We start from the raw sequence: 20,931 nt of genomic DNA on the forward strand, positions 1-20,931 counted from the left end.
GTTCAGCACCCCTTGGATTTTTGTTACGCGCCGAGCGGCAGCCGACCGGCTTGAATCAAATCCACCACCGCAGCAGCGGCGACCGGACGGCTGTAGTAGAAACCCTGGCCCAAATCACAACCACAGGCGCGCAGCCGCGATGCCTGCTCGGCGGTCTCGACGCCCTTGGCCACCACCTGGAAACCAAGCTTGTGGGCAATGGCCACGGTGGCTGCAAGAATGACCGTGGTGTTGGCGTCGGTGACGACGTCGCGCACGAATTGAATGTCGAGATTGAGGGTCTGCGGCTTGTAGCGCTTGAGGTGGGACAGGGAGGAATGGCCGCTGCCGCAGTCATCGATGGCCACCGACACGCCCAGCATCCGCAATTGCGCCAATCGTTCCAGTTGCCTTTCATCGCTGTCGAGAATGAGGTTCTCGGTCAGTTCAAGACACAGCCGTTCCGCGGGCAGACCCGTCTTCTTGAGCACGGCGGCGACCATCTCCGCCAAACGGCCTTCCTTGAGTTGTGGCCCGGACCAATTGATGTGCAGGGGCAGCGGTGCCATCCAGACGACGGCGGCGCTGCAGGCCTCGCGCAACATCCACTCTCCGAAGGCGACGATCAGACCCGTCCCTTCGGCCATGGACAGAAAATCCCGCGGTAAAACCAGTTCTCCGTTACGACGCCAGCGCAGCAATGCTTCAAAGGCGACGATATGGCCGCCGTCCATGTTAACGATGGGCTGATATTCCAGCAGCAGTTCATTACCATACAACGCACGTTGCAATGCCGTTTCCTGATCCAGCCAGTCGGCGGCTTGCTGCGCCAGTTCGGCGCCGAAAAACTGCACTCGGTTGCGGCCCGCGGCTTTGGCAACGTGGAGGGCGTTATCGGCATTCCGCAGCAATGTGTGCGCATCCCCGCCATCCCCGGGATGGATGCTCACTCCGGCGCTCAACGTCACCATCAATTCCCTGCCGGCCAGAACCAGCGGCCGGCTCACCGCCGCGCGCAGTTTGCCCATGAGGCGCATGACATTCTGAAAGTTGTCCATGTCCGGCAACACCAGCACAAATTCATCTCCGCCCAGCCGCGCGACGCAGTCGCTGTCCCGCAGCATCCCCTTGAGGCGGGCGGCCACGGTCTTCAACAATTCATCACCGGCTTCGAAACCCAGATCGTCATTGACCTGCTTGAAATGATCGAGATCCAGAAACACCACCGCCAGCAAGCGGCGGTGGCGGCGTGCTTGGGCAAGCAGGCGATCCAGGTCCGCCCGTAATTGGACGCGGTTGGCCAGACCGGTCAGTGGATCATGGCAGACGAGGTGGGCCTGCTCATATTCGGCCTTTTTGCGATCGCTGATATTGTGGATTTGATACAGATAACACACCGGCTGCCCGGCTTCGCGCAGAATGGAAACATGGACCAGCGTCCAGATGATCTGTTTGCCATCGCGGTGCAGATAGCGTTTCTCGAACTGCGCCGTCGGTATTTGATTCGACAGCAGATTACGAAGCTGATCCTGCTCCTGCGGCAGATCGCCGGGGTAGCTGACCGCCGCGTGCGTTCTTGTCTGCAACTCGTGCAATTCATAACCAAGCATGGTCGCCAGCGCGGCATTGGCCTGCAGAAAACGGCCGTCCAGCGCCACCATCGCCATGCCGGAGGGCGCCAGTTCGAAAAACAGCCGCGCCCGCTCCTCATCGTCGCGCAGTCGCGCCTCGCGCCGCAACCGCTCGCCGGCTTCGCGCGCCACCACCACCGCGCCCGCCAGTCTTCCGTCCTCGCCGCGCAGCGGGGCGGCGGCGCAATCCACCGGTACGGGCGCGCCATCGCGATTCAGCAGGTGCGCCCCATGCTCGATGCCGACCACCGTGTTCTCGCGCAGTGCCCGCCGCGATGGCGACATGATGGGTGCGCCCGCGGTGCCCGTGCTCAAACGCAGCACCTGCTCCACCTCACGGCCCCGCGCATCCTCCGCCTTCCAGCCGGTCAGTGTCTCGGCCACGGGATTCAGATAGATGATCCGCGCCTCGATATCGGTCGCAATCACGGCTTCGCCGGCGCAACGCATGGTGGCGGCAAACCACTGCTCGGATTCGCTCAACTCCCGTTCCAGCCGTGATTTGTACAACGCCACCTCGACGGCGGCGCGCAATTCCTTCGCCTGAAAGGGCCGGGTGAGATGGCCGTAGGGCATGATTCCGGTTTCTGTGGGCGGGGAAACGGAGCGATCGCCGGGGGCGATGAGAAACACCACCGGAACGTTGAATCCGCGGCTGATCTGTATGGCCGTTCCATTGCCACCCATCGATCCCTCGAGCCGGATGTCCATCAGCACCAGCGACGGTTTTTTCTCGCGCACCAGGGTGATGGCCTCTTCGCCCTCCGCCACCGTACCGATCACGAGATAGCCGAGAGACTCGAGTTGCTGTCTGAGATCCATCGCTATGATGGCCTCATTCTCCACTACCAATACGGTAGTTCGCGGCAGGTTCACCGGCGCGGGGGTAATGCTGTGCTGCATGGCGCTGCTCCTTATAACAACTTAAACATCCGCAGCTGCCCCTTCTTTATAATTATTTTTTTATTATAACCGGTTGACGACCTCGGTTGGAATTAACGTTTCCCGGCAACGGCTTGCCGGCCCTCACGTACGTCCAGGCCGAGGTTCCTCCAGACGGTCTCGGAGGCCTCGGCCTGGTTCATGGTATAGAAGTGCAATCCCGGCGCGCCCCGTTCCAGGAGCCGTGCGCACAACTGCGTGGTGACGTCGATGCCGAAGGCACGGATGGCGGTACGATCATCGCCGAAATCGCGCAGGCGTTTGATGATCCAGCGCGGGATTTCGGCGCCACAAGCGTCCGAGAATCGCACCAATTGAGTATAGTTGATGATGGGCATGATGCCGGGCGTAATGGGGATATTTATGCCAAGTCGCTCACAATCCTCGACAAAACGGAAGTAGGCGTCGGCGTTGTAGAAATACTGCGTGATGGCTGCGTTCGCGCCGGCATCCACCTTGCGCTTGAAGTTCCTCAAGTCGTCCTGCTGCGAGACAGCCTGTGGATGCACCTCCGGATAGGCCGCCACCTCGATATGAAACACCCCGCCGGTCTCCCTGCGGATGAATTCCACCAACTCGTTGGCGTAGCGCAGTTCGCCGTAGTTGGCGGTACCGGAGGGCAGATCGCCGCGCAGGGCGAGGATGTGGGTGATACCCGCCGCCTTGTAGCGCTGGAGTACCTCGCGGATGGTGGTGAGCGGCGTGCCGATACAGGAGACGTGCGGCACCGCCTCGAGACCGGTCACCTTGTGGATCTCCTGCACCGTTTCGAAGGTCAGTTCGCGGGTGCTGCCGCCGGCACCGAAGGTCACCGAGAAAAAATCAGGTTTCAGCTTCGCCAGGCGATCACGCGTGGTTTGCAATTTACCGACGGCCTCCGGCGTCCGCGGCGGGAAAAACTCAAAGCTGAAGAGCCGCCTGAAACTGGCTTGCGATTTCATGGTGCGTTTGCAACGAGCCGGTTCAATAGCGGTAATGTTCCGACTTGTAGGGGCCGGCCTTGGGTATGCCGATATATCTGGCCTGTTCATCGGTCAGCTCGGTCAGCATCGCGTCGAGCTTCTTCAACTGCAAGCGCGCGACCTTCTCGTCGAGGTGCTTGGGCAGGATGTACACGCCGACCGGATATCTGTCGGTGTTGTTGTAGAGTTCGATCTGCGCCAGCACCTGGTTCGCGAAAGACGAACTCATCACATAACTCGGATGACCGGTGGCGCAACCGAGGTTCACCAAACGGCCCTGGGCCAGCAGGATGATGCGCCTGCCGTCGGGGAAGATGATGTGATCGACCTGCGGTTTGATGTTCTCCCACTGATATTTTTTCAGTGAAGCAACGTCGATCTCATTGTCGAAGTGGCCGATGTTGCAGACAATGGCATTGTTCTTCATGCGCGCCATGTGCGCATGCGTGATGACATTCACGTTGCCGGTGGCGGTGACGAAGAGATCGGCCTTGTCCGCGGCCCAGTCCATCGTCACCACCTTGTAGCCCTCCATCGCCGCCTGCAAAGCACAGATCGGATCAATCTCGGTCACCCACACCTGGGCCTGCAGACCGCGCAACGCCTGCGCGCTGCCCTTGCCCACCTCGCCGTAGCCCGCCACCACAGTCACCTTCCCGGCGACCATCACGTCGGTGGCGCGCTTGATGCCGTCCACCAGCGACTCGCGGCAGCCGTAGATGTTGTCGAACTTCGATTTGGTCACGGAGTCGTTGACGTTGATGGCCGGGAACAGCAGCCGCCCCTCCTTGTGCATCTGGTACAAACGGTGCACACCGGTCGTGGTCTCCTCGGTCACGCCCCGGATGTCCCTGACCATGGCCGAATACCAGCCGGGTTGGGAGGCCAGTCTTTTCTTAATCGCGCCATAAAGTGATTTCTCCTCGTCACTGGACGGCTTGGTGAGTATCGAAGCATCCTTCTCCGCCCGGACGCCGAGATGCATGAGCAGCGTTGCATCGCCGCCGTCGTCCAGGATCATGTTCGGCCCGAGTTTGCCGAATTCGAAGATCCTGTGGGTGTAGTCCCAGTATTCATCCAGTGTTTCGCCCTTGCGCGCGAACACCGGCGTGCCGCCGGTGGCTATCGCGGCGGCGGCGTGATCCTGGGTGGAAAAGATGTTGCACGAGGCCCAGCGCACTTCCGCGCCCAGCGCCTTCAGGGTTTCGATCAGCACCGCCGTTTGGATGGTCATATGCAGGGAACCCGCGATGCGCGCGCCCTTGAGCGGTTTCTGCGCGGCGTATTCCTCGCGGATGGCCATCAGGGCGGGCATTTCGCCCTCGGCGATGGCCATCTCCTTGCGTCCCCAAGGGGCCAGTGACAAATCAGCGACGTAAAAGTCGCTGTGAGCAGCGGTATTGCGTGGAGTCGGATTTGCGGCGCCCATCTCGCGCCCTCCTTTCTATAACAAGAAGTTTGCGAGCGCCGTTGCCTTTGGACCTGCCGTCTTGAGCCTGACGTCGATAACGACGCTGCAACGCTCCTCAAGCCGACGATATAATCATAGCGCAGCCGTGCCTTGCTGCAAAGCTGCGTTTATCGCAACGCCGCCCGCAGTGCGGTGGCCTTGTCTATACGTTCCCAAGTGAATTCGGGCTCCGCGCGGCCGAAATGACCATAGGCGGCGGTCTTGCCGTAAATCGGGCGCAGCAACTTCAGCATTTTCACGATGCCGCGCGGCCGCAGATCGAAATGTTTCTGCACCAGCGCGGCGAGTCTCTCGTCGCTCAGTTTGCCGGTGCCATACGTGGTCGCCATCACCGAGGTGGGCTTCGCCACGCCGATCGCGTAGGAAACCTGGATCAAACAGCGTGAGGCGAGACCGGCGGCCACGATGTTCTTCGCCGCGTAGCGCGCGGCATAGGCGGCGGAGCGATCGACCTTGGTCGGGTCCTTGCCGGAAAATGCGCCGCCGCCGTGCGGTGCGGCGCCGCCGTAGGTGTCAACGATGATCTTGCGCCCGGTGAGTCCGCAATCGCCCTGGGGACCGCCGACCACGAAACGACCAGTGGGATTGACGAGGTACTTCACCTTCCCGCGCATCATTTTTTTCGGCAGAACCGGCTTGATGATTTCCTCGATCACCGCCTCGCGGATCTGTCTATGGCTCACGTCCGGGGCATGCTGGGTGGACAATACCACGGTATCGACGGAACGCGGCCGGCCATCCACGTAGCGCAGCGTCACCTGCGATTTGGCGTCGGGCCGCAGCCATGGGAGTTTCCCGGTCTTGCGCAATTTCGACTGGCGCTCGACCAGGCGGTGGGCGTAATAAATGGCCGCCGGCATAAGCTGCGGAGTTTCATCGCAGGCGTAGCCGAACATCATCCCTTGATCGCCCGCGCCCTGATCGAGGTTGTCATCGTAGGCGCGGTTCACGCCCCGGGCGATATCCGGCGATTGCTTGTCATAGGCCACCAGCACGGCACACCCCTTGTAGTCGATGCCGTATTCGGTGCTGTCGTAGCCGATCATCCTGATGGTCTCGCGCGCCACGGCGATGTAATCGACATTTGCCTTGGTCGTAATCTCGCCCGCCAGCACGACCAGGCCGGTGTTGCAAAGAGTTTCGGCGGCCACGCGCGAATGCACGTCTTGTGCGAGAATGGCGTCCAGGATGGCGTCCGAAATCTGATCGGCGACCTTGTCGGGATGACCCTCGGACACCGACTCCGAGGTGAAGAGATAATCGTTTGGCATGCACTATTCCTGTCGGGACATGACGAAAGGCGGAGTAGTCTACCCGCGTAAAGGCAAGAATGGTACTGAAGGAGGCGGCATATCATGGCGCTGATACATACCCCCGTCTGTGATTTCGGCGCCAATGCGCCGGACTTCCGCCTGCCTGATCCGGATGGCAAACAGTGGTCCCTGCAGGATTGCCGCGGCGAGCGCGGCACGCTGGTCATGTTTATCTGCAATCACTGTCCATACGTGCAGGCGGTGGGCAGGCTGATCGCCGCCGACACCCGCGCCCTGCTTGAGCACGGCGTGCGATCAGTCGCCGTCATGCCCAATGATTACCGCGCTTACCCGGAGGATGCGCCCAAGCATATGCGCGCACTGGCCGCCGAGCTTGGTTTCTCATTCCCCTATTTGATCGATGAAACGCAGAACGTCGCGCGTGCCTATGGCGCCGTCTGCACGCCGGATTTCTTCGGTTACAACGCCGATCTGAAACTGCAATACCGGGGGCGGCTGGACGCCACTACACCCGGCCGGCCTGCGCCCAAGGGCACGCCGCGGGAGCTACTTGAGGCCATGATCGGCGTCGCCCGCAACGGACAGGGACCCTGGGATCAGACCCCGAGTCAGGGCTGCTCCATTAAATGGCGGGAAGCGTGATTTTTCCGCCGTCGGCTGCGTCCCGCTCCGGCGTTCACCCACCCCTGTTTTACTTGCCCCTCGCGCATGGCTGCGGGACAATGGCGCCCTTTTTGATGCGGCACGGCTTCATCCCCCTGCCGTGTTTCCGATGAAAACCGAAAGTTGAGCATGACATCCACATCCGCGCAGATAGCGCCGGCGGAGGCCGTTCCCACACGGCGCGAGCTGGCCAATGCGATCCGGGCGCTCGCCATGGACGCCGTACAACAGGCCAACTCCGGTCATCCCGGTGCGCCCATGGGCATGGCCGATCTGGCCGAGGTGCTGTGGAACGATTTTCTGAGGCACAACCCGGCCAACCCGCATTGGATCGATCGCGACCGCTTCGTGATGTCGAACGGTCACGGCTCCATGCTGCTGTACGCGCTGCTGCATCTGTCCGGTTACGACCTGCCGATGGAGGAAATCAAACACTTCCGGCAGTTGCACTCGAAGACTCCCGGGCACCCCGAATACGGCTCGGCGCCCGGGATCGAGACCACCACCGGGCCGCTGGGACAGGGTTTTGCCAATGCGGTGGGGATGGCCATCGCCGAGCGGGCGCTGGCCGCACATTACAACCGCGACGGACTCACGCTCATCGATCATTACACCTATTTCAGCGTCGGCGACGGCTGCCTGATGGAAGGTGTCTCCCACGAGGCCGCCTCGCTCGCCGGCACGCTGAGGCTCGGCAAACTTGTCGGCTTCTATGACGACAACAGCATCTCCATAGACGGTGAAGTGCAAGGCTGGTTCACCGACGACACGCCCAAACGCTTCGAGGCCTACGGCTGGCAGGTCATCCGCAACGTGAACGGCCATGATCCAGAGACAGTGCTACGCGCGATCAAAAAAGCACGGCGCGCCAAGGATCAGCCGAGTCTCATCTGCTGCAAGACCATCATCGGCTGCGGGGCGCCCACCAAGCAGGGTACCGAGGCCTGTCACGGCGCCGCCCTGGGCGCCGATGAGGTGGCCCGCGCCCGTGCGCAACTCAACTGGACCCATCCACCCTTCGTCATCCCGCCGGAAACCTATGCGGCCTTCGATGCGCGTGAGCGCGGCGCGCGGGCGGAGAAAAAATGGCTGCGCACCCTGCGCGCCTATCGCAAGGTGTATCCGGAACTGGCGGCGGAGTTCGAGCGCCGCGTCGCGGGCCAGCTGCCCGCCGACTGGCCTGAGAAATCGGGAGCCTATATCCACACCGTGGCCGTCAAAATGGAAACCATCGCCTCACGCAAGGCCTCGCAGAATGCCCTCAACGCCTACGCCGCATGGCTGCCGGAACTGATCGGCGGCTCCGCCGATCTGACTGAATCGAACCAGACGCTCTGGTCGGGCTCAAAAATCATGTCTGGAAAACAGGCTGACGGTAACTATATCCATTTCGGCGTGCGTGAATTTGCCATGACTGCGATCATGAACGGGCTCGCGTTACACGGTGGTTTCATTCCCTACGGCGGCACCTTCCTGGTGTTTTCCGATTACGCCCGCAATGCCGTGCGTCTCTCGGCGCTGATGAAGCTGCGCTGCATCCATGTCTATACGCATGACTCCATCGGCCTGGGAGAGGACGGCCCCACCCACCAGCCCGTCGAGCATGCCGCTTCACTGCGGCTGATGCCGAACATGAGCGTATGGCGACCGTGTGATGCGACCGAATCCGCGGTCGCCTGGGCCTGCGCGCTGGAGCGGCGCGACGGTCCCACCGCACTGCTGTTTTCGCGTCAGAATCTGCCGGCACAGCCACGAAACGAAAAGCAGATCGCCGCCATCCGCAAGGGTGGTTACGTACTTCTGGAACCGCCGCGCCCGCCCGAAGCCATCGTGATCGCCACTGGTTCGGAGATCGCGCTGGCCATGGCCGCCGCCAGGAAACTCAACGATCAGGGCCGCGCTGTGCGCGTGGTATCGATGCCCAGCACCGATCGATTTGACGCGCAGGACGCCGCCTATCGCGAGTCTGTGCTGCCACCATCGCTCCGCGCCCGCGTGGCGGTCGAGGCCGGCGTGCGGGATTACTGGCGCAAGTACGTCGGCTTGGATGGCGCCGTCATCGGTCTCGACCGTTACGGTGAATCCGCGCCCGGCAATACGGTGTTCGCCTATTTAGGCTTCACCGTCGAGGCGGTTGTCGGCGCCCTGGAACAAACACTGAAAATATAATCCGGAGAAGTGGCATGGCCATCAAGGTGGGCATCAACGGTTACGGGCGCATCGGCCGCAACACGCTGCGCGCGTTGTATGAAGCGCAGCGCCAGCGGGAAATTCAGATCGTCGCCATCAATGATCTGGGCGACGCAAATACCAACGCCCACCTGACGCGCCATGACAGCGCGCACGGCCGTTTCCCTGGAGAAATCAGGGTCGATGGCGATTCCATGATCGTCAACGGCGACCGCATCCGCGTGCTGGCGGAGAAGGATCCCGCGAAGCTCCCATGGACCCTGCTGGGCGTGGAGTTTGTCTTCGAATGCACCGGCCTCTTCACCACCCGCGAGAAGGCCGGCCTGCACCTCAAGGGCGGCGCGAAAAAGGTCATCATCTCGGCGCCGGCTGGCGATGAAGTCGATGCCACCGTGGTTTTCGGCGTCAATCACGATGTGCTGAAATCGACGCACACCGTCATCTCCAACGCCTCCTGCACCACCAACTGCCTGGCGCCGTTGGTCAAACCACTGCACGAGCACATCGGCGTCACCGCCGGCATCATGACCACCGTGCACTCCTACACCAATGATCAAGTGCTGACCGACGTTTACCACAAGGATCTGCGGCGCGCCCGCTCCGCCACGCAGTCCATGATCCCGACCAAGACCGGCGCAGCCGCGGCCGTGGGCCTCGTGCTGCCGGAACTGAAGGGCAGACTGGACGGCTACGCCGTGCGGGTGCCCACGCTCAACGTGTCGCTGGTTGATCTCACCTTCACCGCCGCGCGCGAGACCAGCAAGACCGAGATCGACGCCGTCATGAAGGCGGCGGCCGAAGGCCCGCTCAAGGGCATACTCGGTTATAACAGCGAGCCGCTGGTTTCCATCGATTTCAACCACGATCCTCGATCGTCGATCTACGAAGCGTCGGAGACGAAGATCATCGGCGGCAAACTGATCAAGGTGCTGTCCTGGTACGACAACGAATGGGGCTTTTCCAATCGCATGCTGGACGTGGCGACGGCCTGGTCCAGGGCGAAGTGAGTCCGACATTCCATGTTGAGCATGAATCACGTCAAGCTGGCCGGGCGCCGCGTGCTCATCCGCGAGGATCTGAACGTGCCCATGGCCGATGGCCGTATCACCGATGACACCCGCATCCGCGCCGCGCTGCCGACGATCAGGCAGGCCGCCGAATCCGGCGCCCGCGTCATCGTCGTCTCCCATCTCGGCCGCCCGAAGGAGGGCGAATCGGATCCCGCGTTGTCGCTCAAACCGGTGGCTGCGCGGCTCTCCGAACTGCTGGGTATGCGCGTGCGGCTGGTAACCGACTGGCTGCGCGGCATCGATGTCACCGAGGGCGAGGTGGTGTTATGCGAGAATGTCCGTTTCGAGGCCGGCGAAAAAAAGAACGACGATGATCTGGCCCGCCGCATGGCGGCGCTGTGTGACGTTTACGTCAATGATGCCTTCGCCACCGCTCATCGCGCCGAGGCCTCCACCTGCGGAATCGCCAAGTACGCCCGCTCTGCCTGCGCCGGGCCACTGCTCGAAGCCGAGATCAAGGCGCTCAAGAAAGTGAAGGATGAACCGGCACGCCCACTGCTGGCCGTCGTCGGCGGGGCCAAGGTATCGACCAAGCTCTCGGTGCTGGAATCGCTGATCAAGTTCGTTGATCAACTCATCGTCGGCGGCGGCATCGCCAACACCTTCATGAAGGCGGCGGGTCTCAAGGTGGGCCGGTCGTTATGCGAAGACGATCTGCTGGATACCGCCCGGCGGCTGATGGCCGCCGCCAAGGAACGGGGGGCGGCGATCCCCCTGCCGGTTGACGTGGTCTGCGCCAAGACCTTGAGCGCCGACGCGCCCGCCGTCGCCAAGGCGTCGACCGAGATTGCCAAAGATGATCTCATCCTCGACGTCGGCCCGAAAACGTCGGCGCAATACGTCGACATGATGAAACAGGCCGCCACCATCTGCTGGAACGGGCCGCTGGGCGTCTTCGAGTTCGATCAATTCGGGCATGGCACGCGGGCACTTGCCGAAGGTATTGCCGCCAGCAACGCCTTTTCCGTGGCCGGCGGTGGCGATACGCTGGCGGCAATCGCCAGGTACGGTGTCGCCGGCAAGATTTCCTACATCTCGACGGCCGGTGGCGCCTTTCTTGAATATCTCGAAGGCAAGACCCTGCCGGCGGTCGCGATCCTGGAGGAACGCGCCCGGGCCATGCCACATCGCTATCATCCCAGCGAAGGTTACTGACGCGCACGCAGGACTCACATGGCACTTCGCCGCACCAAGATTGTCGTCACGCTGGGCCCCGCCTCCGATGACCCGGCTGTCATGCGCCGGCTGATTCAGGCCGGCATGGACGTGGCGCGCATCAATTATTCACACGAGACCCGCGAGAGCCATGAAGCCCTTTTCCAGCTGGTGCGCGAACAGAGCGCGAAATTGAACACCGAAATCGGCATCATTGCCGATCTGCAGGGGCCCAAGATCCGCATTCAGCGCTTTCGCGAGGGCCCGATCTGGCTGGAGGCGGGCGATGAGTTCATCATCGATCCCAAGTGGGATGCCGGCGCGGGCGACGAGCATCACGTCGGCGTCACCTACACGGATCTGCCGCGCGACGTCAAGGCGGGCGACACGCTGATGATCGATGACGGTCGCGTGGTGCTGAAAGTGGAACAGGTCAAGGGGACCGCCGTCCATTGCGTCGTCATGCTGGGCGGTCAGCTTTCGAACAACAAGGGTTTGAACCGGGAGGGCGGCGGCCTTTCGGCGGCGTCCCTGACGCCAAAGGATCGGCAGGATTTGAAACACGCCGTCGCCCAGGGCGCCGATTACATCGCCGTATCCTTCCCGCGCACGGGCGCGGACATTCATGCCGCCCGCAAGCTGGTGGAAAAGGCCGGCGGCAAATGCGGCATCATTGCCAAGATCGAGCGTGCCGAGGCGATTGAACACATCGACGACATCATCGTCGCAGCGGACGGCATCATGGTGGCCCGCGGCGATCTGGGCGTCGAGATTGGCGACGCCCATCTGGCCCCCATGCAGAAGCGGCTCATCCGGCTGGCGCGCGGGAAGAAGCGTCTGGTCATCATCGCCACCCAGATGATGGAATCGATGGTCGAGAATATGATCCCGACGCGCGCCGAGGTCTTCGACGTGGCTAACGCCGTGCTCGACGGCACCGACGCCGTCATGCTGTCGGCTGAGACCAGTGTTGGCAAATACCCTGATGCCGCGGTTGAAGCCATGTCCCGCATCTGCCTGGGCACCGAAGAGCAATGGCGGGAACAGGACGCGCATGTCCAGCTGGACGTGCATTTTGATCGCATCGATGAGGCCATCGCCATCTCGGCGATGTATGCCGCCAACCGTATCGACGCCAGGGCCATCGCCGCCCTGACCGAGACCGGCAACACCTGTATCACCATGTCCCGCATCCACTCGGCCATTCCCATCTTCGCCTTCACGCAACACGAGGCCACCCAGCGCAAGGTCAGGCTGTTCCGCGGCGTTTACCCCGTCAAGTTCGACGTGACACATACGGATTCGCTGGAGATCAACCGGGAACTGGTGGATCTGCTTCTGCAGCGCAAGGTGGTGCAGGAGGGGGATCGCATCATCATCACCAAGGGCGATATTCGTGGCAGCACCGGAGGCACGAACCTGTTAAAAATTGTCCGCATCGGCGACGTGATTGGCCGCTACCAATAGACAGCGCCACTCCTGCGGGCATAATTTGCGCCTATAACTATCCTGCCAATTCGAAGGACATAGACGATGAATACACCGCATTCTGAACTCAATGCCGTGGCCCGCAAGATGGTTGCGCCAGGCAGGGGCATTCTCGCCATTGATGAAAGTTTTCCCAGCATCAAGAAACGGTTCGATTCCATCGGCGTGGAATCCACCGAGGAGGCCCGCCGTGCCTACCGCGAATTGCTGATCACAACCCCCGGCGCCGGCGATTACGTGAGCGGCATGATCCTGTTCGATGAAACGCTGCGCCAGTCGACTGCCAAGGGCGAGAAATTCGTGGAGGCCCTGAACCGCCAGGACATCCTGCCGGGCATCAAGGTGGACACCGGCTCCAAGCCGCTTGCCGGGTTCACCGGCGAAGAAGTCACCGAGGGATTGGACGGCCTGCGCGCGCGCCTCACCGAATACAAAAACATCGGCGCAAAATTCTGCAAATGGCGCGCCGTCATCAACATCGGCGCCGGCATCCCGACGGCGGGCGGCGTACAGGCCAATGCCCACGCGCTGGCACGCTACGCCGCGCTGTGCCAGGAGCAGGGGCTGGTGCCAATCGTGGAGCCGGAGGTGATGATGGAGGGAGATCACTCCATCGAGCGTTGCTATGACGTGACCGTGGAAGTGTTGCGCCGCGTATTCACGGCACTGAGTGATCAGCGCGTGTTGCTCGAAGGCACCATCCTCAAGACCAGCATGGTCATCGCCGGCAAAAAATGTCCGCAGCAGGCGGGTGTGCGGCAGGTCGCCGATATGACGGTGCGTTGTCTGCTCAACGCCGTGCCTGCCGCCCTGCCGGGTGTTGTGTTCCTGTCAGGCGGCCAAAGCGCACAGATTGCCACCGAGCATCTGAACGCCATGAACGCCGGCGGCAGGAAATATCCCTGGCCGCTGTCGTTTTCCTACGGCCGCGCCCTGCAGGATCCCGCACTCAAGGCATGGAAAGGTCAAGCCGCAAACGTGACTGCCGCGCAGAAGGCCCTTTCCCACCGCGAAAAAATGAACAGTCTCGCCTGCGCCGGTCGCTACACCACTGATATGGAAAAGACCGGTTAGAGCGTCATTCGGTAATTTTTAACGGAAAGGTGGGCCCTCCCCACATTCATATTTCCTCGGACACGTACCAAACCCCGCCTGCACCGGCGGCCGGAAGCGGCTAAACTTGAGTAAAAGAATTCCTCCACGTATCGCGGAACCTTTGGTTCGATGCCGGGTTCCTTAAGGTATACACCGCTCACGACGAAAAGAGATAGTCATGGCCATCTTCACCACTGCCTTGCAGACCCTGCCGCTCCCGCAGGACGCACCGATATACCGCATCCGCCCGTCACCCCCTGAAAGGGTCTCCCCCCATGATCCGGCGATCGGGGCCATGACGGATTTCAGGCGCATCAAGCTCATCACCATCTCGCCAGAGGCGACCATCGATGAGGCGATGCAAATGATGATCCACGCCCAGGTGCGGATGCTGATTGTGCTGGACGACAATGGCGCCATGCTGGGACTCATCACCAGCACGGACCTTCTGGGGGAGCGGCCCGTTCAGGTCAGCCAGACGGAACGCATCCCGCACGAGCAGATACTGGTGCGTCAAATCATGACGGCGCGCAGTCAGGTCACGGCCTATGATGTGCGCGACATCGAGCGCGCCCATATCCGTGACGTGGTGGTGGCCATGCGCGACGCTGGGAGGCAGCACATGCTCGTCATTGAACGGGACGCCAGAAGCGGGCGTTACGTGCTGCGCGGCGCCTTCTCGCTTACGCAGATCGGCAAACAGCTGGGCGTGGACATAGAGCCCGGCGAGGTGGCTCAAAGTTTCGCCGAGCTCGAACGCGTCCTTCTGCACGAACACGAAACGGCATGAGGATGGAAACGGTGCAAGTTGACGCTATTGTGGAGGAACAGGATACCCACCTCCTGCTCGGCCCGGTCTACCCCATGGAAAGCCCGCGGGAAAGTTACACCGACCTGATCAAACAGGCGGTGCGGCAGCAGCCCAGGCCGGCGGGGACGGTGTGGGTGGTCACTCATATACGGCCCGCGCGCATGCTTGCCGTCGTGCACGATTTGGACGCCAAACCCGCGTGCCGCGATAAATGGGTGGAGTGCGCCTATATTCAGACCTGCGCCGCCATACAGGCTTACGGCTTCCGTATCGTGGCCCTGCCGCTGCTCGGCACGGTGCATGGTAGAATCGATCCGGCGCGCTCCATGACATTGCTGGAACGGGCCGTCAATCGCACATCATTTATGAATCTTGAGAAACTGCTGATCATCCGCCCTGACCTGACCGAACAGGCCTTGAACTTCTAGGATTGCTCTTAACACACCGGGCGCGACACCTCTGTCCTCGCCCGATTTCCCGCCTTGCGTCATAACCCGGGACGACTGTCAGTACCAGTTTTCCAGCGCAATCTTCCAGCTTCCGTCGGGCTGCTTCTCGAGCACCCTGACGATGCTGCCGCCGACCGGACTGTGTCCCGCTCCGCGCGGCACGGCCGACCAGTAGCCGCTAAGATACAGTTCGTCCCCCTGTTGCTGGCCGGCCACGATGTTGACCTGATACTCCACGGGTCCGGACTTGAGCGCCGTCGCCCAATACTTGGCGATGGCGGGCTTCATCACGCGCGTACCGATCTCACGCGGCGGCTTGATGATGGCGTCATCCGTGTAGAGGCCGGCCATCTCCTGGGCATCGCCTTTGCCAAAGGCCGCCGTCCATTGCGCCTGCTCCTGCGCGCCAATCTCAGTCATTCCGTCGTCGGCGACCGCCGCCGAGACTTGGGTGGAGACCGCCAGCGCCAGCAGGGATATTACTGTTGCGTTTTTCATGTTTGCTCTCCTTTCAAGGTTGAAAATTCCGTCAGATCCGTTCGTAGTGAACGCGGTCATTTTCATGCTTGAAAAATAGAACGAGTCTATCTATGCTGCAATGCACAAAGAGTGGACATAGTTGACACCTCCGTGAAACAGTGACAGGCAACTTGCTAATAAATATGGATAAACTTCAAAGCATGCGTGTTTTCGCCAAGGTCGCGCAGTGCCGGAATTTCTCGCGCGCGGCGGAGGAGTTGGATTTGTCACGCGCGATGGTTTCCAAGCACGTGAACCGCATTGAAGACGCGCTTGGCGTGCGCCTGATCCACCGCACCACCCGGCAGTTGAGCCTGACGGAAGCGGGCCAGCAGTATCTTGCGCGCTGCCAGCAAATCCTCGCTGATGTCGAGGAAGCGGAGCAGGTGATCGTGGCGGGCAATTACCGCCCCAAGGGCACGTTGCGCGTAGCGGCGCCGCCGTCATTCGGCATGTTTCATCTCACGCCCGCCATCGCCGCCTACAAATCCCGGTACCCGGAGGTGGACGTGGTGTTGCTGCTGCACGATCGGGTTCCTGATCTTGCTGAAGAAGAATTGGATCTGGCAATCCGATTGGGAGAGCTTGAGGATTCCACCCTCATTGCACATCAACTGGCGTTGGTGCATACGGTGGTCTGCGGATCGCCCGCCTACCTCAGACGCCACGGGCGACCAGCCCACCCCGAGGAATTGCTGCGCCACAACTGCCTGCGCCTGCGCTATCCGCCACTCAAAAACGACACGTGGGTATTTCACGGCCCGCGGGGCAAATTCGAAATTCCCGTGCGTGGGACGTTTGAGTCCAACATCGCCGATGCCCTGCGGGTGGCGGCCATTGAAGGGATCGGATTGATATTGCAACCCGCCTACATGGTGGTCGCGGACGTGGCCGCCGGCCGGCTCGAGACCATCCTCGAAGACTACGATTCCGAAAGCGTTGAATTACACGCCGTGTACCTCCACCGACGTCATTTGTCGGCAAAGGTCAGAACGTTCGTGGAATTTTTGAAGGACAGGTTTCACCGGTCGCAGTGGACTGCTGCCTTCCCAAACACAGCGAATTCGAACAACGTTCCGTCAATGCTGCCTGAGCACGGCGTCTGACGAAAATTATTTATTGTCGCTTTCCGCCGTTTTGCCGCCGTTTTCGGATTGATCGATGGCCTGTTGTGTCGCCTTGCTATTGGCATCCATCGATTGCTGCACGGAATTGGTCACCTTGTCGATGGTCTGTTTGGCGGCGCTGGTCTGGGGGGTCGGCGGGGGTGGTCTTTTGTCACAGCCCCCCAGGGTCAGACCTGCGGCGAGTCCGATGACGGCCGTTATTGATATTGAGTGCTTCATGGCGCGCTCCTCCAGGATTCAATCATGACGATAATTGAACTGCATTCAAAAAGTGTACCGCCGAATCAGCCGCCAGTCAGCCGGCGCTGGGCCTCACGGTACTTCTCCGCGGTTTGGGCAATGATCTCCTGCGGCAGCCGCGGGCCCGGCGCGGTCTTGTTCCATGAAAGCGTTTCCAGATAATCGCGCACGAACTGTTTGTCGAAACTGGGCGGACTGATGCCCGCGCGATAGGAATCCGCCGGCCAGAAGCGCGAAGAGTCCGGCGTCAGGATTTCATCCATCAACGTAAGCCTGCCGCTATAATCGAGCCCGAATTCAAACTTGGTATCGGCAATGATGATGCCGCGCTCCAGCGCGTAATCCGCCGCTTCCCGGTAAAGCCTGAGACTCACCTCGCGCACCTGTCCCGCCAGCGAGGCGCCCACCAGTTGCGTCATATGCGCAAAATCCATGTTTTCATCGTGAGTGCCCGAGGGTGCCTTGGTCGCCGGCGTGAAAATGGGCCCCGGCAGCCGCGACGCCTGCTGCAGCCCGGCGGGCAGCGCGATGCCACATACGCGGCCGGTCTGCTGATAGTCCTTCCAGCCGGAGCCGATGAGATAGCCGCGCACCACCGCTTCCACGGGCAGCGCCTTCAGCTTGTGCGCGATGACACTGCGGCCCTCCACCTGGGCGCGCTCCGCCGCGTCCGGCAGAATCTCGGCCAAGGTGCGATCCACGAGGTGGTTGGGGACAACGTGGCCCAGACGCGCAAACCAGAAGTTCGACACGGCGGTCAAGACCGCACCCTTGCCGGGGATCGGATCAGGCAAGATCACGTCAAAGGCCGACAACCGATCGGTCGCGACAATCAGCAATTGCGCGTCGCCGATCGCGTACACGTCCCGCACCTTGCCGCGATAAATGAGCGGCAGGCTCTTCAAGCTCGATTCGAACAAGGCGGTTGGGGCTTTCGTCATGTACCGGGTTGCTTTAGGCTGGTTGTCGTGAAATTTATTGAAGAAGCGCACACATGATACAACGTCCGCCGCCGACCCGCGGCCTGCGCCACGTGGCCCTGAACGTGGCGGACCTAGCCGTCTGCGAGCGCTTTTACGTGGGATTGCTCGGCATGGCGGTGGAATGGCGGCCTGACGCCGACAACGTTTACCTCTGTTCCGGCAGCGACAATCTTGCCCTGCACCGGGCAAAAACTCCGCACGCTTCAGACGGCCAGCGGCTGGATCACATCGGCTTCGTACTTGCCGAGCCGGCGCACGTGGACGCCTGGCATGCCTACTTGCTCGGCCACGGCGTGCGCATCCGCGCCGAACCCAAAACGCACCGCGACGGCGCCCGTAGTTTTTATTGCGAGGATCCGGAAGGCAATGTGGTGCAATTCATCCACCACCCACCCATCGCCGACAAGATCTAATTCATCGCCCCACGAGCAAAGCGCGGCAGGTCGCCCGTCAAGCCCGAGGCGCGGCGCATGAAGAACTCCTTCATCGGAGACAGCCGGTCTGTCAGGTTCAGTCCCATTCCCCGTAGCGCGCGCACCGGCTCGTAGGTACTGCCGAATAAAGTGTTAACAACATCCATGGTCGTCTGCATCAGGGCATTTTCGCCCTTGCGCCAGCGCTCATAGCGGCGCAGTACATGCACGGCGCCCGGATCGCGGCCGGCACCCACGGCATCTATGGTCACTTCCGCCAGCGCGGCGGCATCGAGCAATCCGAGATTGGCGCCCTGCCCCGCCAGCGGATGAAGGACGTGCGCGGCGTCACCGACCAGTGCCACCCGCGGTCCCACATAGGCCCCGGCATGGGAACGCGAGAGTGGGAATATGGCGCGCGGGCCGGAGCCGGTCACCACACCCAGCCCATGGTCAAAAGCCAGCGTCAATTCGGCGCGGAACACCTCTTCCGTCATGCCCAGTAATCTCCGGGCCTGATCGGGTGTGGTGGTCCAGACGATGCCGCACAGGTGCGGCTGATCGAGCGGGAGAAAGGCCACCGGGCCGGTGCTCAAAAACCGCTGCCACGCCACTTCACCGTGCGGTTTTTCAGTGGTCACATTGCAGACCAGTGCGGTCTGGGCGTAGTCCTGGCGAGTGTGGCCGATACCCGCCAGACTGCGCACGCGCGAGTCCGCGCCATCGGCGCCCATCAGCAGCCGAGCGCTGAGCGGCGGATGGTCTTCCAGTTCCAGCGTCAGCCGATCCGGCTGCGCCTCCCAGCCGCACAGCTTTTCCGGCCGGCGGGAGATCAACGCCGGCAATCCGGCAATGGCTTGTTCCAGCGCCCGCCGCAATATCTGCTGTTCAACGATGTAACCCAGCGCCGGCTCGGCGATCAGTGCGCTGTCGAAGTGCACCCGGCCGCGGCTCTTCTCGTCCCACACCTCCATGGCGCGAAAAACGCCGTGGCGCGAACGTTCGATCTGCGCCCACGCCTGCGCTGCGGTCAGAATGCGTTCCGAGGCGCGTGTAATGGCAAAAACGCGCAGATCATAGTCCGCGCTTTCCGCCGCTGACGGCGGTTGCGCGTCAATCAGCGCGGTGCGTATGTTCGCACGCGCGAGCAATGCCGCCAGCGTCAATCCGACCAGCCCGGCGCCGACGACGGCGACTTCGCAATCCGGCACGCTGCGCAGATTGGTCATAGCGGCAATCCACGCACCAACGCCGACGCGCCGCCCTGCAATCCGCTGGCGGCGCGGACAAGTTCAGTTCTCGCCGGCGGCAGGCTGTCGACGCCCCACATCGCCAGCCGGCGCAACAAAGTGAGTGGCGGTGATGTGTTGTAAAACAGCCTCGCCAGTCCGTCGGTAAAGTTCACCGTGCGGCGATGATCCGTCCGGCGCCGTTCTTCATACATCGCGGTGATCTCCGTCTCTCCGGGGTCGCGGCGGTCGCGGGCTGCCGCATGCAGAAGCTCGGTCAGCACCGCCACATCGCGCAGACCGAGGTTCAAGCCCTGCGCGCCGTTGGGATGCACGGTGTTGGCGGCGTTGCCGATGATCACGTACCGCGGCCCGGCGATGCGCGTGGCCGTCACCAGGCGCAGGGGATAAATCTGGCGGCGGCCGAGACGCCGGAAATCACCGAGCCGCCGGCTGAACTGCCTCACCAGTTCCTGAAGAAATTCAGCTTCCGGCAACTCCAGCAACCGTTGGGCCTCCCCCGTGTGACGCACGAACACCAGGCCGTAGCGGTCACCGGTTTGCGGCAGCAGCGCAATCGGGCCCTGCGGCGTGAAACGCTCATAAGCGGTGTATGTCCGCGGCCGCGCCGGCGTGACATTGGCGACAACGGCGCTTTGGCCATAATCACGGCCTTGTGTGGTAATGCCAAGGCAGGCGCGGGCGCGCGAGATTGTGCCGTCCGCCGCGATCAGGAGCCGCGCCGCCAGCGCGCGTTCGCGTCCCTCCCGTCGCAAGGTCACTTCCATTCGATCAGGCAGAACGTTGATGCCTTGCAGCTGCGCCGGGCAGATCAGTTCGCAGTGGCCGGCAGCGCGCAATTGCCGGTACAGCGCATCGCCCAAGGCGCGGGCAACGACCACATGCGCCAGCACCGGCCAGCCGCAGTCCTCCGCCGACAGACGCGTGGCGCCAAAACGACCCTGCTCGGACACGTGAATATGACGGATGGGCGTGGAGCGCGCGGCGAGCGCGGGCCAGATACCGATGCCTTGCAGGATGCGCTGCGAAGAAAGCGACAACGCCAGCCCGCGATCATCGTGGCCGACTCCCGGCGCTGCCGACCCGTCGGACCGGATGCCGGCAGGTGTGGCGGCGGCTTCAATGAGGCCGATGCGCCAGCCCGTGCCGCGCAAGGCGCAGGCGAGGCCGGCGCCAACCGCGCCGCCGCCGACGATCAGGCAATCAAAGGAGTCCATGC

19 protein-coding genes and 1 riboswitch are annotated in these 20,931 nt (G+C 62.1%); of the genes, 10 read left to right on the forward strand and 9 right to left on the reverse strand.

What is annotated here, in order from left to right; translation table 11 throughout:
• Positions 1-23: 23 nt before the first annotated feature.
• The 4 genes from VMH34_08150 to metK form a co-directional block, all read right to left on the reverse strand.
• The gene (locus tag VMH34_08150) at positions 24-2,513 is read right to left on the reverse strand and encodes an EAL domain-containing protein (protein HTT08748.1); all 2,490 of its coding nucleotides are present in this window, start codon (positions 2,511-2,513) and stop codon (positions 24-26) included.
• Positions 2,514-2,605: 92 nt separating this feature from the next.
• A complete protein-coding gene (metF, locus tag VMH34_08155; protein ID HTT08749.1) occupies positions 2,606-3,493 on the reverse strand; it encodes a methylenetetrahydrofolate reductase [NAD(P)H] in 888 nt (295 codons plus the stop codon).
• A gap of 22 nt (positions 3,494-3,515) precedes the next feature.
• A complete protein-coding gene (gene ahcY, locus VMH34_08160) occupies positions 3,516-4,943 on the reverse strand; it encodes an adenosylhomocysteinase (protein ID HTT08750.1) in 1,428 nt (475 codons plus the stop codon).
• A 26-nt stretch (positions 4,944-4,969) separates the two neighbouring features.
• A riboswitch (S-adenosyl-L-homocysteine riboswitch) is annotated at positions 4,970-5,048 on the reverse strand.
• A 44-nt stretch (positions 5,049-5,092) separates the two neighbouring features.
• Complete coding sequence (metK, locus tag VMH34_08165; GenBank protein HTT08751.1) at positions 5,093-6,256, reverse strand: methionine adenosyltransferase; 1,164 nt, start codon at positions 6,254-6,256, stop codon at positions 5,093-5,095.
• An 84-nt stretch (positions 6,257-6,340) separates the two neighbouring features.
• On the opposite strand from metK, the gene VMH34_08170 reads away from it, so the two are divergent.
• The 8 genes from VMH34_08170 to VMH34_08205 all read left to right on the forward strand — a co-directional run bounded on the left by VMH34_08170 (position 6,341) and on the right by VMH34_08205 (position 15,159).
• On the forward strand, positions 6,341-6,901 hold the full coding sequence (locus VMH34_08170; GenBank protein HTT08752.1) for a thioredoxin family protein: 561 nt from the start codon (positions 6,341-6,343) through the stop codon (positions 6,899-6,901).
• 150 nt (positions 6,902-7,051) lie between these two features.
• On the forward strand, positions 7,052-9,091 hold the full coding sequence (tkt, locus tag VMH34_08175) for a transketolase (protein ID HTT08753.1): 2,040 nt from the start codon (positions 7,052-7,054) through the stop codon (positions 9,089-9,091).
• A gap of 14 nt (positions 9,092-9,105) precedes the next feature.
• Positions 9,106-10,119, forward strand: coding sequence for a type I glyceraldehyde-3-phosphate dehydrogenase (gap, locus tag VMH34_08180; GenBank protein ID HTT08754.1), 1,014 nt, complete (start codon positions 9,106-9,108; stop codon positions 10,117-10,119).
• A gap of 12 nt (positions 10,120-10,131) precedes the next feature.
• A complete protein-coding gene (locus VMH34_08185; protein ID HTT08755.1) occupies positions 10,132-11,337 on the forward strand; it encodes a phosphoglycerate kinase in 1,206 nt (401 codons plus the stop codon).
• An 18-nt stretch (positions 11,338-11,355) separates the two neighbouring features.
• Positions 11,356-12,804 carry a pyruvate kinase gene (gene pyk / locus VMH34_08190; protein HTT08756.1) on the forward strand — a complete coding sequence of 483 codons (1,449 nt, stop codon included), beginning with the start codon at positions 11,356-11,358 and terminating at the stop codon, positions 12,802-12,804.
• Positions 12,805-12,870: 66 nt separating this feature from the next.
• Positions 12,871-13,899 (forward strand): class I fructose-bisphosphate aldolase, encoded by a 1,029-nt coding sequence (locus tag VMH34_08195; GenBank protein ID HTT08757.1) that lies wholly within the window; start codon positions 12,871-12,873, stop codon positions 13,897-13,899.
• A gap of 199 nt (positions 13,900-14,098) precedes the next feature.
• Entirely contained in the window at positions 14,099-14,710 is a 612-nt protein-coding gene (locus tag VMH34_08200; GenBank protein HTT08758.1) for a CBS domain-containing protein, read from the forward strand.
• A gap of 2 nt (positions 14,711-14,712) precedes the next feature.
• A complete protein-coding gene (locus VMH34_08205; protein ID HTT08759.1) occupies positions 14,713-15,159 on the forward strand; it encodes a hypothetical protein in 447 nt (148 codons plus the stop codon).
• Between the two features lie 78 nt (positions 15,160-15,237).
• Here the strand turns inward: VMH34_08205 and VMH34_08210 are convergent, their stop codons facing one another.
• Positions 15,238-15,678 carry a DUF4440 domain-containing protein gene (locus tag VMH34_08210; protein HTT08760.1) on the reverse strand — a complete coding sequence of 147 codons (441 nt, stop codon included), beginning with the start codon at positions 15,676-15,678 and terminating at the stop codon, positions 15,238-15,240.
• A 182-nt stretch (positions 15,679-15,860) separates the two neighbouring features.
• Between VMH34_08210 and VMH34_08215 the strand changes: the two genes are divergently transcribed.
• On the forward strand, positions 15,861-16,805 hold the full coding sequence (locus VMH34_08215; GenBank protein ID HTT08761.1) for a LysR family transcriptional regulator: 945 nt from the start codon (positions 15,861-15,863) through the stop codon (positions 16,803-16,805).
• Between the two features lie 6 nt (positions 16,806-16,811).
• On the opposite strand, the gene VMH34_08220 is transcribed toward VMH34_08215, so the two are convergent.
• Positions 16,812-17,045, reverse strand: coding sequence for a hypothetical protein (locus tag VMH34_08220; GenBank protein ID HTT08762.1), 234 nt, complete (start codon positions 17,043-17,045; stop codon positions 16,812-16,814).
• Between the two features lie 65 nt (positions 17,046-17,110).
• Positions 17,111-18,007, reverse strand: a complete 897-nt coding sequence (locus VMH34_08225; GenBank protein HTT08763.1) for a phosphoribosylaminoimidazolesuccinocarboxamide synthase — start codon at positions 18,005-18,007, stop codon at positions 17,111-17,113.
• A gap of 53 nt (positions 18,008-18,060) precedes the next feature.
• Between VMH34_08225 and VMH34_08230 the strand changes: the two genes are divergently transcribed.
• Entirely contained in the window at positions 18,061-18,462 is a 402-nt protein-coding gene (locus tag VMH34_08230; protein HTT08764.1) for a VOC family protein, read from the forward strand.
• Here the strand turns inward: VMH34_08230 and VMH34_08235 are convergent.
• Positions 18,459-19,691 (reverse strand): UbiH/UbiF/VisC/COQ6 family ubiquinone biosynthesis hydroxylase, encoded by a 1,233-nt coding sequence (locus VMH34_08235; GenBank protein ID HTT08765.1) that lies wholly within the window; start codon positions 19,689-19,691, stop codon positions 18,459-18,461. The genes VMH34_08230 and VMH34_08235 overlap by 4 nt on opposite strands.
• Positions 19,688-20,929, reverse strand: a complete 1,242-nt coding sequence (ubiH, locus tag VMH34_08240) for a 2-octaprenyl-6-methoxyphenyl hydroxylase (protein ID HTT08766.1) — start codon at positions 20,927-20,929, stop codon at positions 19,688-19,690. The genes VMH34_08235 and ubiH overlap by 4 nt, the downstream gene beginning before the upstream one ends.
• Between the last annotated feature and the right edge of the window lie 2 nt (positions 20,930-20,931).

The organism is Gammaproteobacteria bacterium (assembly GCA_035501935.1).
GTDB lineage: Bacteria > Pseudomonadota > Gammaproteobacteria > JAJPIJ01 > JAJPIJ01 > JAJPIJ01.